Annotated in this window: 15 protein-coding genes; 7 read left to right on the top strand and 8 right to left on the bottom strand. The window is 72.0% G+C overall.

Going from position 1 to position 14,754, the window contains the following annotated elements:
• Window positions 1-76 precede the first annotated feature (76 nt).
• Window positions 77-769, top strand: coding sequence for a pentapeptide repeat-containing protein (locus KMS84_RS34045; protein WP_256920382.1), 693 nt, complete (start codon window positions 77-79; stop codon window positions 767-769).
• Between the two features lie 45 nt (window positions 770-814).
• Here the strand turns inward: KMS84_RS34045 and KMS84_RS34040 are convergent, their stop codons facing one another.
• Window positions 815-1,315, bottom strand: coding sequence for a hypothetical protein (locus KMS84_RS34040; RefSeq protein WP_256920385.1), 501 nt, complete (start codon window positions 1,313-1,315; stop codon window positions 815-817).
• 58 nt (window positions 1,316-1,373) lie between these two features.
• Here KMS84_RS34040 and KMS84_RS34035 point away from each other — a divergent pair, with 58 nt between their 5' ends.
• Window positions 1,374-2,789: a M1 family metallopeptidase gene (locus KMS84_RS34035; protein WP_256920381.1), complete on the top strand. Its 1,416-nt coding sequence runs from the start codon at window positions 1,374-1,376 to the stop codon at window positions 2,787-2,789.
• 58 nt (window positions 2,790-2,847) lie between these two features.
• Here the strand turns inward: KMS84_RS34035 and KMS84_RS34030 are convergent, their stop codons facing one another.
• Together KMS84_RS34030 and KMS84_RS34025 are read right to left on the bottom strand one after the other, a co-directional pair.
• Window positions 2,848-3,423 (bottom strand): GNAT family N-acetyltransferase, encoded by a 576-nt coding sequence (locus KMS84_RS34030; protein WP_256920380.1) that lies wholly within the window; start codon window positions 3,421-3,423, stop codon window positions 2,848-2,850.
• Between the two features lie 145 nt (window positions 3,424-3,568).
• Window positions 3,569-4,144, bottom strand: coding sequence for a TerD family protein (locus KMS84_RS34025; RefSeq protein ID WP_256920379.1), 576 nt, complete (start codon window positions 4,142-4,144; stop codon window positions 3,569-3,571).
• A 165-nt stretch (window positions 4,145-4,309) separates the two neighbouring features.
• On the opposite strand from KMS84_RS34025, the gene arfB reads away from it, so the two are divergent.
• Entirely contained in the window at window positions 4,310-4,747 is a 438-nt protein-coding gene (gene arfB / locus KMS84_RS34020; RefSeq protein WP_256920378.1) for an alternative ribosome rescue aminoacyl-tRNA hydrolase ArfB, read from the top strand.
• Window positions 4,748-4,846: 99 nt separating this feature from the next.
• Here arfB and KMS84_RS34015 read toward each other — a convergent pair whose 3' ends face one another.
• Window positions 4,847-5,377: a GNAT family N-acetyltransferase gene (locus KMS84_RS34015; protein WP_256920377.1), complete on the bottom strand. Its 531-nt coding sequence runs from the start codon at window positions 5,375-5,377 to the stop codon at window positions 4,847-4,849.
• A 54-nt stretch (window positions 5,378-5,431) separates the two neighbouring features.
• Window positions 5,432-5,923: a flavin reductase family protein gene (locus tag KMS84_RS34010; RefSeq protein ID WP_285894306.1), complete on the bottom strand. Its 492-nt coding sequence runs from the start codon at window positions 5,921-5,923 to the stop codon at window positions 5,432-5,434.
• A 426-nt stretch (window positions 5,924-6,349) separates the two neighbouring features.
• Here KMS84_RS34010 and cdgB point away from each other — a divergent pair, with 426 nt between their 5' ends.
• Together cdgB and KMS84_RS34000 are read left to right on the top strand one after the other, a co-directional pair.
• Entirely contained in the window at window positions 6,350-8,017 is a 1,668-nt protein-coding gene (gene cdgB / locus KMS84_RS34005) for a diguanylate cyclase CdgB (protein ID WP_256920376.1), read from the top strand.
• A 147-nt stretch (window positions 8,018-8,164) separates the two neighbouring features.
• A complete protein-coding gene (locus KMS84_RS34000; protein ID WP_256920375.1) occupies window positions 8,165-9,100 on the top strand; it encodes a carbohydrate-binding protein in 936 nt (311 codons plus the stop codon).
• 551 nt (window positions 9,101-9,651) lie between these two features.
• On the opposite strand, the gene KMS84_RS33995 is transcribed toward KMS84_RS34000, so the two are convergent.
• The 3 genes from KMS84_RS33995 to KMS84_RS33985 all read right to left on the bottom strand — a co-directional run bounded on the left by KMS84_RS33995 (window position 9,652) and on the right by KMS84_RS33985 (window position 12,902).
• On the bottom strand, window positions 9,652-10,581 hold the full coding sequence (locus KMS84_RS33995; protein ID WP_256920374.1) for a 1-phosphofructokinase family hexose kinase: 930 nt from the start codon (window positions 10,579-10,581) through the stop codon (window positions 9,652-9,654).
• Between the two features lie 138 nt (window positions 10,582-10,719).
• Window positions 10,720-11,856, bottom strand: coding sequence for an N-acetylglucosamine-6-phosphate deacetylase (gene nagA, locus KMS84_RS33990; protein ID WP_498066959.1), 1,137 nt, complete (start codon window positions 11,854-11,856; stop codon window positions 10,720-10,722).
• Window positions 11,857-11,960: 104 nt separating this feature from the next.
• Complete coding sequence (locus KMS84_RS33985) at window positions 11,961-12,902, bottom strand: ROK family protein (protein ID WP_256920372.1); 942 nt, start codon at window positions 12,900-12,902, stop codon at window positions 11,961-11,963.
• Window positions 12,903-13,094: 192 nt separating this feature from the next.
• On the opposite strand from KMS84_RS33985, the gene KMS84_RS33980 reads away from it, so the two are divergent.
• Both KMS84_RS33980 and KMS84_RS33975 read left to right on the top strand, forming a co-directional pair.
• A complete protein-coding gene (locus KMS84_RS33980; RefSeq protein WP_498066958.1) occupies window positions 13,095-14,369 on the top strand; it encodes an ABC transporter substrate-binding protein in 1,275 nt (424 codons plus the stop codon).
• Between the two features lie 34 nt (window positions 14,370-14,403).
• Window positions 14,404-14,649: a DUF3263 domain-containing protein gene (locus KMS84_RS33975; RefSeq protein WP_256920371.1), complete on the top strand. Its 246-nt coding sequence runs from the start codon at window positions 14,404-14,406 to the stop codon at window positions 14,647-14,649.
• Window positions 14,650-14,754: the final 105 nt, after the last annotated feature.

The raw sequence follows: 14,754 nt of genomic DNA, 5'->3' as shown, positions 1-14,754 counted from the left end.
GGGCGTCAGGCCGTGAGGGGTCCGGCGCGGGCCGTCGGCGGCGGGGATTGTCAGTGGTGGGGTGCAGCATGGGGGCATGGCGAGGACTGGGGCCGGGCGGACCGGCGGGACGGGCGGAGCGGTGAAGCGCGCGCGGCGTCCGGAGGTGCGGCTGCCCGCGTTGGAGCCGTACGGGGGCGGGGGTCTCGAGCCCGACGGGGACTACGACGGGGTGGAGTGGCGCGAGCTGGATCTCGCCGGGCAGGACGGCGGGGGAGCGCGGTTCATGGACTGCGCCCTGACGGGCTGCGTGCTGGACGAGACGAGACTGCGCCACGCGCGCTTCCTGGACTCGAGGCTGAGCGCTCTGCGCGGAGTCGGCACGGATCTGGCGGAGGCGACCCTGCGGGACGTCGAGCTGGTGGACGCGCGGCTGGGCGGGACCCAGTTGTACGGGGCCGTGCTGGAGCGGGTCGTGGTCCGCGGCGGCAAGATCGACTACCTGAACCTGCGGCAGGCGCGGCTGCGTGACGTCGTCTTCGAGGGGTGTGTGCTGGTCGAGCCCGACTTCGGCGGGGCACGGCTGGAGCGCGTCGAGTTCGTCGACTGCGCCCTGCGGTCGGCGGACTTCACGGCGGCGACGCTGACGGACGTGGACCTCAGGGGTGCGGTGGAACTGGGGCTCGCCGGGGGTGTGGACCGGTTGTCGGGGGCGGTGATCAGCCCGGCGCAGCTGCTGGACCTGGCACCGGTGCTCGCGGCCGAGCTGGGGGTCAGAGTGGAGGGCTGAGCCGGGCGGGGCCCCTTCGGCCCGGGGCGTCGGGCCCGTGCGGGCTCACTTCACGCGGGGGAAGCGGGCTTGCAGGGTCCAGACGGCGGGGTTCTCGCCGAGGTCCTCGTGCAGGTCGGTGAGGTCGGCGAGCAGGTCGTGCAGGAAGTCGCGGGCCTCACGGCGGAGTTCGGCGTGGGAGAAGGTGAGCGGGGCCTCCTCGGGGGGCATCCAGTCGGCCTCGATGTCCACCCAGCCGAAGCGGCGCCGGAAGAGCATGCGGTCGGTGGACTCGGTGAAGTCCAGTTCCGCGTACTGGGGGCGGGAGGCGCGCGAGCCCGCCGGGTCCTGGTCGATGTGCTCGGTGACGTCGCACAGCGCCCAGGCGAAGTCGAGCACCGGCACCCATCCCCAGGCTGTGGACAGCTCGCGGTCCGCCTTGGTGTCGGCCAGGTAGACGTCGCCGCAGAACAGGTCGTGGCGCAGGGTGCGGACGTCCGCGCGCCGGTAGTCCGTCTGGGGCGGGTCGGGGAAGCGGTTGGAGAGGGCGTAGCCGATGTCGAGCACGTAGGCGATGGTGTCACGCCCCCGCGTGGTCGTCCCACGTCGCCGTAGGATCACCGTCATGCCCCGATCCGCGCGTCTTGTCACGGTCGTCGCGTCATGGGTGTGCGGCCTGGCCCTGGTCGCGTGCGACAGCGGTGCGATGGGCGGCTCCGGGGGCTCGCCGGGGGCGGCCGGCGTCGGCGACCCGTACTTCCCGAAGGCGGGCAACGGCGGCTACGACGTCACGCACTACGGCCTCACCCTCTCCTACGCGCCCCGCGGCGACCGTCTCACCGGGACCGCGGTGGTCACGGCCCGGGCGACGCAGGACCTGTCCTCGTTCGATCTCGACCTGCTGGGCATGGAGGTCGAGGAGGTGCGGGTCGAGGGGGCCGGCGCGCGGTTCCGCCGGGACGGCCAGGAACTCGTCGTCAGCCCGTCCGAGACGCTCGCCGACGGCGAGACGTTCGAGGTGCGGGTCCGCTACGCGGGCAGTCCCGTGACGATCACCGATGCGGACGGTTCCCGGGAGGGCTGGCTGCGCACGGCGGACGGTGCGCTCGCCCTCGGCGAGCCGACCGGCTCGATGGCCTGGTTCCCCGGCTCCCACCAACCCGCCGACAAGGCGTCGTACGACGTCGCCGTCACGGTCCCGAAGGGGCTGACGGCCGTCTCCAACGGTGAGCTGCGCAGTCGGAGGACGGCGCCGGACGGGCGGACGACGTTCGTCTGGCACACCGCGGAGCCGATGTCGAGCTACGCGGCGACGCTGGCGATCGGCCGCTACACCACCACGACGTCCGTGATGGGGGACGGCCTGCCGGCGTATGTCGCGGTCGATCCCACGCAGGCGGCCGCGAGCCGCGCGGTGCCGGCCCGGCTTCCCGAGGTCATGGCCTGGGCGCAGGACAACTTCGGGCCGTACCCCTTCTCCTCGGTGGGCGCGATCGTGGACCGGCCGCAGGACGCGGGCTACGCCCTGGAGACGCAGAACCGGCCCGTCTTCCCCGGGCCGCCCGACATGGAGACCTTCGTCCACGAGATCGCCCACCAGTGGTTCGGGGTCTCCGTCACGCCGAGGAACTGGCGGGACATGTGGCTCAGCGAGGGCCTCGCGACGTACGCCGAGTGGGTGTGGACGGAGGACGAGGGCGGGGCCACGGCGCAGGAGACGTTCACCGCGCTGTACGACCACGGCGTGCGGACGTACGAGGACCTGTGGGACTTCCCGCCGGGAAAGCCGCCGGGGGCCGCGTACATCTCCGACTCCCCCGTCTACCAGCGGGGCGCGATGGTGATCCACCGGATCCGCCAGGCACTCGACGACGACGACGCCTTCTACGACCTCCTGTGGGGCTGGGCCGCCGCCCACCGCCACGGCGTCGCCGGCACGGGCGACTTCACGGCCTTCGTCGAGAAGCGGGCGCCGGACGTGGACTTCGACGACATCTGGTCGGACTGGCTGTACGGGGAGGGCAGGCCACCGCGCCCGTGAGCGGGGTGGGGCGCGCACCGGCGGGCGCGGGTGCGCGCGGCCCGGGCGGCGGGGCGGCTCAGGCCGGTCCGGGCCGGGGGCCCTCCCCCTTCCCCTTCCTGTTCTCCTTCTCCGCGTCGGCGACGAGCGGTCTGCGCAGCACGGCGCAGGGGCGGGCGCGTTGCCGGTCGGGGCGGCGGGCGATCACCTCGTAACCGAGCGCGGTCCAGAACGCGAGGCCGTCGGGGTTGGCGTCGAGGACGGCGAGCCGGACGGCCCGGTGGCCGGCCGTGCGCAGACGCGCCTCGACGCCTTCGACGATGCGCCGTCCGAAGCCCTGGCCCTGCAGGGCGGCGTCGACCATCAGCAGGCCGATCCAGGGGTCGGGGTCCGCGGGGTCGGGGTGCCGCGCGAGCGTGACGACGATGCCGACGAGCCGGCCCGCGCTGCGGGCGAGCAGCACCTCGACGTGCGGCTCGGCAAGCTCTGCGGCGAGCGCCGCGGCCACCTGCTCCGGCCGGACGTCGTCCGGGTCGGGGAAGTCGCCGCTGAGGGCGTGGAACGCGCGGTGGGAGGCGTAGAGGGCGGTGAGTTCGGTGAGGACGGGCGCGGGGATGTCGTGGTCGGGCGTGAGGCGCAGCGCGTCGAGATGCATGGCCGCAGGCTAGGCGCACCCGCCGGTGGGGCGTGCGCGCGAGGACGCGGGCGCACGGGGGCGGGGCCCGGACGCGGGCCGCCCCGCCCGGCGGGGTGCCGGGCGGGGCGGAAAGGGGTCGCTGTGTCGCCGTGGCGCCTCGGGGTCAGACGCTGACGCCGAAGTCCTGGGCGATGCCGACGAGGCCGGAGGCGTAGCCCTGGCCGACCGCGCGGAACTTCCACTCGGCGCCGTTGCGGTAGAGCTCGCCGAAGACCATGGCGGTCTCGGTGGCCGCGTCCTCGGAGAGGTCGTAGCGGGCGATCTCGGCGCCGCCGGCCTGGTTGACGATGCGGATGTAGGCGTTGCGGACCTGGCCGAAGTTCTGCGAGCGGTTCTCCGCGTCGTAGATCGAGACCGGGAAGACGATCTTGTCGATGTCGGCGGGCAGGCCGGCCAGGTTGACGTTGATCGCCTCGTCGTCGCCCGCGCCCTCGCCGGTGCGGTTGTCGCCCGTGTGGACGATGGTCTGGTCCGGCGTCTGCTTGTTGTTGAAGAAGACGAAGTGGGCGTCGGAGTAGACCTTGCCCTGGGTGTTGACCGCGATCGCGGAGGCGTCGAGGTCGAAGTCCGTGCCGGTGGTGGTGCGGACGTCCCAGCCGAGGCCCACGGTGACGGCGGTCAGGCCCGGAGCCTCCTTGGTGAGCGAGACGTTGCCACCCTTGGACAGGCTTACAGCCATGGTTGGGAGTCCTTCCCTCGTTTTTTGTACGGCTTCGCGGGCACGAAGCTACAGCTATCCCTATGAACGCAGCGGAGGCCGGTCAAGGTTCCCGGCGTCCTCGCGTTTCTTTACTTTCTTTACCAAGCGATATTCGCGTGACGCGGGCCGGTCCGCGGCGGGAACATGGTCGGCATGTCTGGTCCCTATGTCGTCCGCGGCTCCGTCTCCCTTCCCGAGGCCGAGCTCATGTGGCGTTTCTCGCGGTCTTCGGGGCCGGGCGGGCAGCACGTCAACACGAGCGACTCGCAGGTGGAGCTGCGCTTCGACCTGGAGCGCACCGAGGCGCTGCCCGAGGTGTGGAAGGCGCGGGCGCTGGAGCGGCTGGCCGGGCGGCTCGTCGACGGCGTCGTCACCGTCCGGGCCTCCGAGCACCGCTCCCAGTGGCGCAACCGCGAGACCGCCGCGGTGCGCCTGGCCGCGCTGCTCGCCGAGGCGACGGCGCCGCCCCCCAAGCCGCGCCGGCCGACGCGCATCCCGCGCGGGATCAACGAACGCCGGCTGCGCGAGAAGAAGCAGCGCTCGGAGACGAAGCGGGGCCGGACCGGGCGCGACTGGGGCTGAGCCGCACGGCGCCGCGCCGGGCGGCCCGGCAGCCGGACCGTCCGGGGTGCGGGCCGATCCGGGGCGCGGGCCGGTCCGGGGCGCGGGCGCCGACGGGGGCTAGGACGGGGGCCGGTCCAGGGCGAGGACGCCGACGGTCTCGCCCTCGACCTTCTCGCCGGTCTTGCGAAAGCCCAGCCTCAGATAGAACTGCTCGGGGCCGTGCTCGCCCTCGTGCCAGGTCACGTACATCTCGGTGGCGCCGCGCCGGCGCAGTTCGGCGGCGACGGACTCCACGGCGAAGCGGCCGTAGCCGCAGCCCTGTTCGCCGGCGGCGATGTTCAGCCGCCACAGGCCGGAGCGGATGAGGCTGCCGTCCCCGCCGCCCTCGTTCCAGTCGACGTCGAGGAAGGCCATGAGGAAGCCGACGGGCCGGTCGCCGTCCATGACGAGCCGCGGCCAGGCGACCCCGGGCGGATGGACGTAGGCCTCGGCGAGGGACTTCATGACCGGCGAGACCGCGAACTCCTGGTCGGGGTGGACGCGAATGCCCGTCGCCGCGTCGAAATTCGCGGGGGTTATCTCCACGAGGCGCAGGGGGGAACTCGCGGCGGTCGTCCCGCCCTCGCCGTCGGCTGTCGTGCCTGTCATGTTCGGCAGCCTAGGCGCGGGGTTCCCGCGTCGGCCACGGCATTTCCGGCGGCGTCAGCCCAACTGCCGGTAGGCGCCCCGGAAATAGACCAGCGGGCCGCCGTCCGCGCTCGGCGCCGACGCGGTCAGCACACGGCCGATCACCAGGGTGTGGTCGCCGGCGGTCACGCGTTGTTCGGTACGGCATTCCAGCGTGGCCAGCGCGCCGCCGACGAGGAGCGCGCCGCCCGCCTCGCCGCGGACGCAGGGCAGGTCCTCGAAGAGGAGGCGGTCGCTGATGCGTCCCTTCATGGCGAAGCGGCCGGCGATGTGGCGCTGGTGCTCGGAGAGCACGGACACCGCCCACAGCGGCTGTTCGTCGAGCAGGTCGTCCATGCGGGAGCCGGTGCGCAGGCCGACCAGGACGAGCGGCGGGTCGAGGGAGACCGACACGAAGGACGTCGCCGTCATGCCGACGTCCTCGCCGTCCGGGGCGCCGGGGTCGTCCGGGTCGAGGGAGGGTTCGCGCGCGGTCAGCAGGACCACGCCGTCGGCGAGCCGGGACATGGCGGCGCGGAACTCGTCGTTGCTCACCCCCTCAGCATGCCCGGAGGGAGTCTTCGGCACGGTCTTGAGCACATCGGGAGACACATCGAGGGACACATCGGAAACGCTAGTGTCCGATCGGTGCGCCCCGCATCGGACCTCCGCCCGAGTAGGGTCGTAGGACCGCGGACCCATATCCGGTCTCTGTCCGTGTTCGGGAAACGCACAGGAAAACGCGGAAACTCCACCCAAATGTTCACGTTCAGCTGTGACTTGAGTCACAAGACGCATTAATTGTTGACCCTGTGTACCGAGTGGGCAGCGCGCTGTGATTCAGTGGCGGAGGCGTCACAAGGAGACACACACCGACAACAGAGCACCAGAAACGACGTTGCGCCGAAGACAACCCTTGATTCGCTGCGAAGTCTCGGGGGGAGGGCGAAACACATGGAGACCGAGTCGGAGCCGTACGTCCGTCTTGCGTCCCTGCGACAGCTGCACCAGGTCATGGCCGACATGAACACGGCCCGCAGCCTGGCCGACACACTGCAGACGGTCGCCGACGGCGTGGTCACGGCACTCGGGTACGAGCTGGCGTGCGTCAATCTCGTGCGTCCCGACGGCGACCTCGTGGTCGCCGCCTTCTCCGGCAACCCGGCCGCCGAGGCCCTCATCACGGGCCGGGTCGGCTCGCGCGACTCCTGGGAGCGCCGCCTCGCCATGGGCGAGACCTGGGGCGACCTGATCTTCATACCCCACACCGAGGGCTGGGTCCTCGACGACGACGACGTCCCGCAGTGGTACACCGACGGACCCGCGCCCCGCTTCGAGGACGAGTGGCACCCCTCGGACCGGCTCTTCGCCCCCATGTACACGCCCGCGGCGCCCGGCAGCGGCGGCGCCTGCGGCGAGCTGATCGGCGTCCTGTCCGTGGACCGGCCGCGCAACGGACGCCGTCCGGGCGCGTGGGGGCGCGAAGCGCTCCAGATGTACGCCTTCCAGGCCGCCATCGCGATCAGCAACGCGCGTCTGCGCGCCAACATGCAGCGGGCACTGGTCAGACTCGAACGCGAGCAGCAGGCCCTGCGCGCCAGTGAGGAATCCTTCCGGCAGGCCTTCGAGTACGCCCCCTCCGGCATGGCGATAGCCGAGATGGGCGGCGACCAGCACGGGCGCATACTCCGGACCAACGACGCCCTGTGCCGCCTGCTCGGCCGCCCCGCCTCCGCGATGCGCCGCTACTCGTTCTCCGACCTCGTCCACCCCGAGGACATAGGCACCCTGCTCCGCACCTCCGCCGAAGGGGGCCGCGCCGAACTCCGCCTCGGCCGCCGCGACGGCACCTACCTCTGGGTCAGCCTGCGCAACTCCGTGGTCGCCGACGCCGCCGACGGGCCGCGCTTCCTCCTCACCCACGTCGAGGACATAGAGGACCGCAAGCGCCGCGAGCTCCAGCTCGCCCACCGCGCCTCGCACGACTCCCTCACCGGCCTGCCGAACTCCGCGGAACTGCGCTCGCGGCTGTCCGCCCGGCTCTGCCAGCGCCCCCAGTCGGTCCACCCCGCGGCCGTCGACGCCATGGACGCGGCCTACGGCCACGCCGCCTTCGACGCCAACGGGCACGGCTTCGACTACCGGCCCGGCGGCGCGGAGTCCTTCGACGGGTACGACCACCACGTGCACACCTCCGCACCCGAGGACGGCCGCGACGACGGCGCCAAGGGGCTCGCGGTCCTCTTCTGCGACCTCGACGGCTTCAAGTCGATCAACGACCGCTTCGGGCACAACGCGGGTGACGCTGTCCTCATCGAGGTCGCCCGCCGGCTGTCCCGTCAGGTCCGCGACGGCGACACGGTCGCCCGGCTCGGCGGCGACGAGTTCGTGATCCTCGCCGACGGTCTCGGCCGCGCCGACGCCGCCGACCTCGCCGTCCGGCTGCGCAACGAGATCATCCAGCCGATCCGCGCCGAGGGCCGGGCCGTACGGGTGGGCGCCAGTTTCGGCATCGGCTGGGCACATTGCGGGATGACCGCGGACGAAGTGCTGAAGTCCGCCGACGAGCGCATGTACGTCGAGAAACGATCTCGTCCCAAACAGCACAGACGGGCTGGATGATCACCAGGTCAGCGGCCCTGCCCGGGTGCCGTTGCGATCCGACTCACCCGTTTGGGCGGTGGGGACCGGGTAGGCTCGCAGTTCTCACACGTATGGATACGCGTACGCGTGTCGCATCGGCCCCGCACTGTTGAGGAGTACGAAGGGATGACGCCCGGCAATAACGGCGCGAGCACGCCCGAGGACGACGACCCGTTCGGCTACCTCTACGCCGACGGCCAGGCCAACGGCGCCCAGCCGCCGTCCGGAGGCGGCTACGGCTACCCCAACTCGGTCAGCAGAGTGCGTGCGGTCGGCGAGCGCCAGTACGGACAGCCGTCGCAGCAGCAGACCGCGCAGTACGGGCAGCCGCCGACGGTCCCGCAGCAGGGCGCGTACGGGCAGCCGAACGCGCACTACGCCGCGCCCGAGAACTTCGGCGGCGGCGGTCCCTCCACCGGCCGGCAGCCCGTGCAGAACGGCGGCGGCCGAGGCCGCGGCCCCAACACCAAGGGCCTGCTGATCGGCGCGGTCGCGGTGGTCGCCGCGGTCGTGATCGGCATCGCGGTGGCCATGGCGGGCGGCGACGACAAGAAGGACGACACCGCCGGCGGCGGACCGTCGTCCTCGGCCTCCGCCCCCCAGAGCGCGTCCCCGAGCGCGTCCGCCTCCGGCGACGAGGACGAGGCGGAACTGCCGAAGGCGGACGCGAAGGCGCTCAATCTGGGAGACGGTGTCACCACCTCTTCTGATGTCACGGGAGCGAAGGCTGCCGGCGGGATCTACGTCGCGGGCTTCAACCACGTGGGAGCCAAGGTGACTTGGACAGTCAACGGCATCAAGAAGGCGGGTAACTTTCGACTGTATGCGAGTTACAGCATCCCCGGTGTCGACGCCAACGCGACGCTGTCGGTGAACGGCAAAGCGAACAGTCAGCCACTGGGTCTGAAAAACTTCATCGGTTCCCCCGCTGGGAACTACGAAAAGGGCTGGCAGAGTACGTGGGCTCCGGTCACCCTAAATAAGGGGACCAACGTAATCGAGATTTCCTGCAATGCAGGCAATCAATGTGACGCGCTCTTCGATCAGGTATGGCTGGAATAAGGGTCTGACGGGATGGCCAAACGGTCCGCCGTTAAGTATGGCGGACCGTTACGGGTTTCTCAGGTCAGGCAATTCTGCCGAAACCTACGCACTCGTCTGCGACCCATCGCTTCACGCCAGCCCACTTGAGGGGTGTCCACGTATTATGCGTAGAGCCTCCGCTCGTACACCTGTATGACCCGCCCGTGACTGCGCCTGTGCAATTGGAGACCCAGCAGGGTATCGAGTCCGGTGTACCGTGGCCGAGTCCATGGACTCTGAGTACCGCGGTTGAAGTTGTCGATGTGCCTGCGCGAAGAGTCCAGTCCGACAGGCTGTAGGCGCCTGAGACGGCTGCATGTGCAGGGGAAGCGGCAAAGAAGAGTGAGGCTGTCAGTGCGCTCGGGATCGCGACCGCGCGCAAGACTGTTCGTATCACAGAGTCCCCATTCAGGTTCTTCGCCACTGGTCAGTGTGGCGAAATTTTTCTCATTGAATCATCGCGAAAACTGCTGGGGAAAGATCGATTCTCGGTCATCCTCTGTGGGATTACTGGGAAGGTGATAGGCGGCTCAGGCCGCCGTGGCTTCCCCGGTCACCGTGATGCGGGGGAGCAGTTCCTCGTAGGCCGTGCGGTCGAACTCGCCGGCTGTCGGGGCGGGGACCGTCGCCGCGGACAGGGCGGCCGCGCGGGTCAGGCGGTCCGGCCAGGGGAGGCGTTCGACCAGGCCCGACAGCAGGCCCGCGCACACCGAGTCGCCGGCGCCCGTGGGGTTGCCGCGGACGCGGGCCGGCGGGATGGCGCGCCAGCGGCCCTCCGGGGTCGCCGCGACCAGGCCCTCGGCTCCGAGAGAGGCCACCACCGACCGCGCTCCGCGTCTGCGCGCGTCCTGCGTCGCGCGCAACGGCTCGTGCGAGCCGGTGAGTTCGGCCAGTTCGCCGGCGTTCGGCTTGACGACGTCGGGGCGGGCGGCCACCCCGCGGCGCAACGGCTCCCCGCTCGTGTCGAGCAGGACGGGCACGCCCGCGGCCCGTGCCGTGCGGATCAGGGCCGCGTACGCGCCGACCGGCACTCCCGGCGGCAGGCTGCCGCACAGGGCCACCGCGTCGGCGCCGGCGAGCAGCCCCTCGTACGCCTCCTGGAAGGCGGACCACTCGGCCGGCGCGACGACCGGGCCGGGCTCGTTGAGCTGGGTGGTGTCGCCGGTCAGCACGTCCACGACCGCGACCGTGCGCCGGGAGGACCCCGCGACGGGCACCAGCGCGTCCGCCACCCCGGCGCTGCCCGAGAGCAGTTCCCGCACGCGCCGGCCGGTGGCGCCGCCCGCGAACCCGGTCACCGTCACCTCGTGGCCGAGGGCGGCCAGCACGCGGGCGACGTTCAGCCCCTTGCCGCCGGGCCGTTCCCGCACGTCGGTCACCCGGTGGGAGGCGTGCGGCCGCAGGGCGGGCACGTGATACGTGAGGTCGAGCGCGGTGTTCAGGGTGACGGTGAGGATCACGGGGCCGACCTCCCTCGACGGGCACGTGGACAGGGCTCGGATCCGCGCGTGTCGCGATTCCGGAGGCCTGATCATGCCAAAGAGACGGCGACCGGCCCAGTGGTCGGGTCGGCCACCGTCCCGGTGGAGGCGGACGTTTCACGCCAGTTGGGGATCCACCACCCAAACCCCCTTGCGCATCACGCCCTTGACCTGGAACTCCTCGTCGAGCAGGACCAGGTCGGCGTCCTTGCCGGGCTCCAGGGAGCCGATCCGGTCGTCCAGGCCCAGCAGCCGGGCCGGGTTGGCGGACAGGGCCGCGACGACGTCCTCGACCGGGATGCGGTCGACCGTCACCGCGCGCTGGAAGGCGCGGTCCAGGGTGAGGGTGGAGCCGGCGATCGAGCCGCCCTCCACGAGACGGGCGACGCCCTCGCTGACCTCGACCTCCAGCGGACCGAGCAGATAGCGGCCGTCGCCGATGCCGGCGGCGTCCATCGCGTCCGTGATGAACGCGACCCGGCCCGGGCCCGCGTGACGGAACGCCAGTTCCAGGGCGGCCGGGTGCAGGTGCGTGCCGTCGTTGATGAGCTCGACCGTGACCCGCTCGTCCTCCAGCAGGGCGGCGATCGGGCCCGGGGCGCGGTGCCCGAGGGGCGGCATGGCGTTGAAGAGGTGGGTGGCGACGGTGGCTCCGGCCTCGATGGCCTGAACCGTCTGCTCGTACGTGGCGTCCGTGTGCCCGACGGCGGCGATCACGCCGTGTTCGGCGAGCAGGCGTACGGAGTCCAGGCCGCCGGGGAGCTCCGTGGCCAGGGTGAGCATCCTGGCCCGGCCGCGCGCCGCGTCGATGAGCTTGCGGACCTCGGCCGGGTCCGGGTCGCGCAGCAGGGCCTCGGAGTGCGCGCCCTTGCGGCACGGCGAGATGAAGGGGCCCTCGAAGTGGATGCCGGCCAGGTCGCCCTGCTCGGCCAGCTCGCTCAGCAGGCCGGCCTGGCGGACGAGGACGTCCATGTCGTCGGTGACCGTCGAGGCGACCAGGGTGGTGGTGCCGTGCCGGCGGTGGGTGTGGATGGCCTTGAGGACGTCCTGGGCCGAGCCGGAGAAGGAGGCTCCGCCGCCGCCGTGGTTGTGCAGGTCGACGAAGCCGGGCACCAGCCAGTGGCCGGACGCGTCGACGACGGTTCCCTGCGGCGCCCCGGGCGGGGCCTCGGCGGTGATCTTCGTGCCGTCGATCGCGAGGCGGCCGTCGGTCACCGTGCCGGTGGGGAGCACCACCCGGGCGCCGGTCAGCACCTGCCTGCGTGCGCCGGTCGCGGGCCGCGGGTGCGTGGTGGCCGGTCGCGCGCTCGCGGCGGGGCCGCTCGGTGTCGCGTCCCGCGCCACTGGGGGGGTGGCCATCAGGGGGTTACCTCCGTACGGTCGGTCGATTCGAGGAGATCCCAGGCGAGCAGGCCCGCGCCCAGGCAGCCGGCGCTGTCGCCCAGGTCGGCGGGGACGATCTCCGGAAGCCTTTGGAAGGTCACCCGGCGCCGGACCGCTTCCCGCAGCGGTGTGAACAAGGTTTCCCCGGCCTCCGCGAGCCCGCCACCGATGACGAGCGTGCGCGGGTCCAGCAGGGTGAGGGCGGTGACCAGGCCGTCGGCGAGGGCGTCCACGGCCGTGTGCCACACCCGCAGGGCGCCGGGGTCGGCGGCGGCGACGGCCTTCGCGCAGTGCGCGGCGTCCGCGTCCGGGTCGCCGCTCGCCGCCGCCCACGCCTCGCCGACGGCGGCCGCCGAGGCGTACCGCTCCAGGCAGCCGCGCTGCCCGCACGGGCAGGGAGCGCCGTCCGGGCGTACGACGATGTGGCCGATCTCGCCCGCGAAGCCGTGGGCGCCGGCCTCCACCCGGCCGTCGACGCCGATCGCGCCGGCGATGCCGGTGCCCAGGGCCACGAACAGGAACCGGTCCGCGCCGCGGCCCGCGCCGATGCGGCCTTCGGCGAGGCCGCCGGTGCGCACGTCGTGGCCGAGGGCCACGGGAGCGCCGAGGCGTTCGGCGAGCCGTGCGCGCAGGGGGACGTCCCGCCAGCCCAGGTTGGCCGCGTAGACGGCGACGCCGTTGACCTCGTCGACGATGCCGGGGACGGCGACGCCGGCCGCCGCGGCGGGCTCGCCGAACCGTTCTACGCCGTGTTCGCGCAGGTCGGCGGCGAAGCCGAGGATGGCGTCGACCACGGCGTCGGGGCCGCGGTCGCGGCTCGTGGCCCGGCGGGCGCGGTGCAGCAGGGCGCCGTCCGCGCCGACGAGGGCGGCCTTCATCCCGGTGCCGCCCACGTCCAGGGCGATGACATGTCTCACGGGAACAGTGTGGCCCGAGGACCCGCAAGAGGTCTAGTCCACTTGCGTGGTGTAGACCTTACTCCGGATAACGGATCCATTGGTATGAGCAATCAGTTGCTCGATCGGACGATCCGGACGGTCCGGCAAGTGCAGACGGTTCAGACGGTTCAGACGGTTCGGCCGGGCAGTTCGGCCAGAAGGAGCGGTTCGGTGCAGCGGGCACGAAGGTCAGCGACGATCGCGGCGGCGTCCGCCCTCGGCATGTCGGCGGTCCTCGCCGGCTGCGGACTGACCGGAGGCTCCGACGACGTCACCCTCAGACTCGTCGCCGCCGACTACGGCGACAGCGCCGCCAACAGCTCCAAGAAGTACTGGGACCGGCTCGTCGAGGCCTACGAGAAGGACCACCCGGGCGTCACCGTCGACGTCAGCGTGTACTCCTGGAACGACGTCGACGCCAAGGTCAAGGCGATGGTCGACGCGGGCGACGCCCCCGACATGGCGCAGATCGGCGCCTACGCGGACTACGCGGACGCCGACCTGCTCTACAGCGTCGGCGACGTGGTCTCCATCCCCGTCGAGGCCGACTTCGTGCCCCGGCTCGCCGACGCGGGCAAGGTGAGCGGTGTGCAGTACGGCATGCCGTTCGCCTCCTCGACGCGGCTGCTCTTCTACAACAAGACCCTCTTCGCCCAGGCCGGCATCACCGCGCCGACCACGTGGGCCGAGCTCGCGGACGACGCGAAGGCGCTCAGGGCGAAGGGCGTGAAGTACCCCTACGCGCTGCCGCTCGGACCCGAGGAGGCGCAGGCCGAGACCTTGCAGTGGCTGCTCAGCGGCGGAGGCGGCTACACCCAGACCGTCAGCAGCTACAGCCTCGACTCCGCCGAGAACGTCGCCACCCTGGAGTGGCTGAAGGACGACATGGTCGGCAAGGGCCTCACCGGGCCGGTCGCCCCCGGCAAGCTGAACCGGGCCGCCGCGTTCGCCGCCTTCACCGCGGGCGACGTCGGCATGCTCAACGGGCATCCCTCGCTGATGAAGGCGGCGCAGAGCAAGGGCGTGAAGTTCGGCATGGTGCCGATGCCCGGCCTCGACGGCCCGACCAAGTCCTCCATGGCCGTCGCCGACTGGATGACCGCCTTCAAGCAGAACGGGCACGGCGACCAGATCGGCGACTTCCTCGACTTCGTCTACAGCGAGAAGAACGTCCTGGCCTTCTCGCGCGAGTACGACCTCCTGCCGGTCACCACCTCCGCCTCCCTGGTGATGGAGGCGGCCCCGCAGGACGCCGACCTCAAGCCGTTCCTGGAGGAGCTCCCGCTGTCCGAGAGCTACCCCGTCGGCCGGACCTCCTGGGCGAAGGTCAGCGCGCAGATCAAGAAGCGCATCGGCGCGGCCGTGACCGCGAACGGCCATCCCGCCGACGTGCTGGGCGGCCTGGAGACCACGGCCGTGACGGCGGAGACCGCCGCCGGCGAGTGAGCCGGATGTCGGCGCGGGGCGTTACCGTGCGGGCATGGAACGGCGAGCGGACACCGGCGGGCTGGGGGAGCGGGAGCGGGGCGTCCTCGCCCTGGAACGGCGCGGTTTCGCCGGTCCGGGCGCGAAGGAGCGGGCGATACGCGAGGAACTGGACCTGTCCCCGGTGCGCTACTACCAGCTCCTGAACGCCCTGCTCGACGACCCGCGGGCGCTGGCCCACGACCCGGTCACCGTGAACAGGCTGCGCAGGGTGCGCGCGGCGCGGCGGTCGGAGCGGTAACCCCGACGCCCGTTGGCTAGGGTCGCCGTATGGGCACCCACGAGACGCAGCACGGGACGCACTCCACGGCACCCGGACCCGGATCCCGTCCCCCCACCCCCCGGC

It is taken from the genome of Streptomyces hilarionis (assembly GCF_024539675.1).
GTDB lineage: Bacteria > Actinomycetota > Actinomycetes > Streptomycetales > Streptomycetaceae > Streptomyces > Streptomyces hilarionis.
The sequence above is the reverse complement of the archived record's forward strand: the minus strand, read 5'-3'. Positions and strand labels throughout refer to the sequence as shown.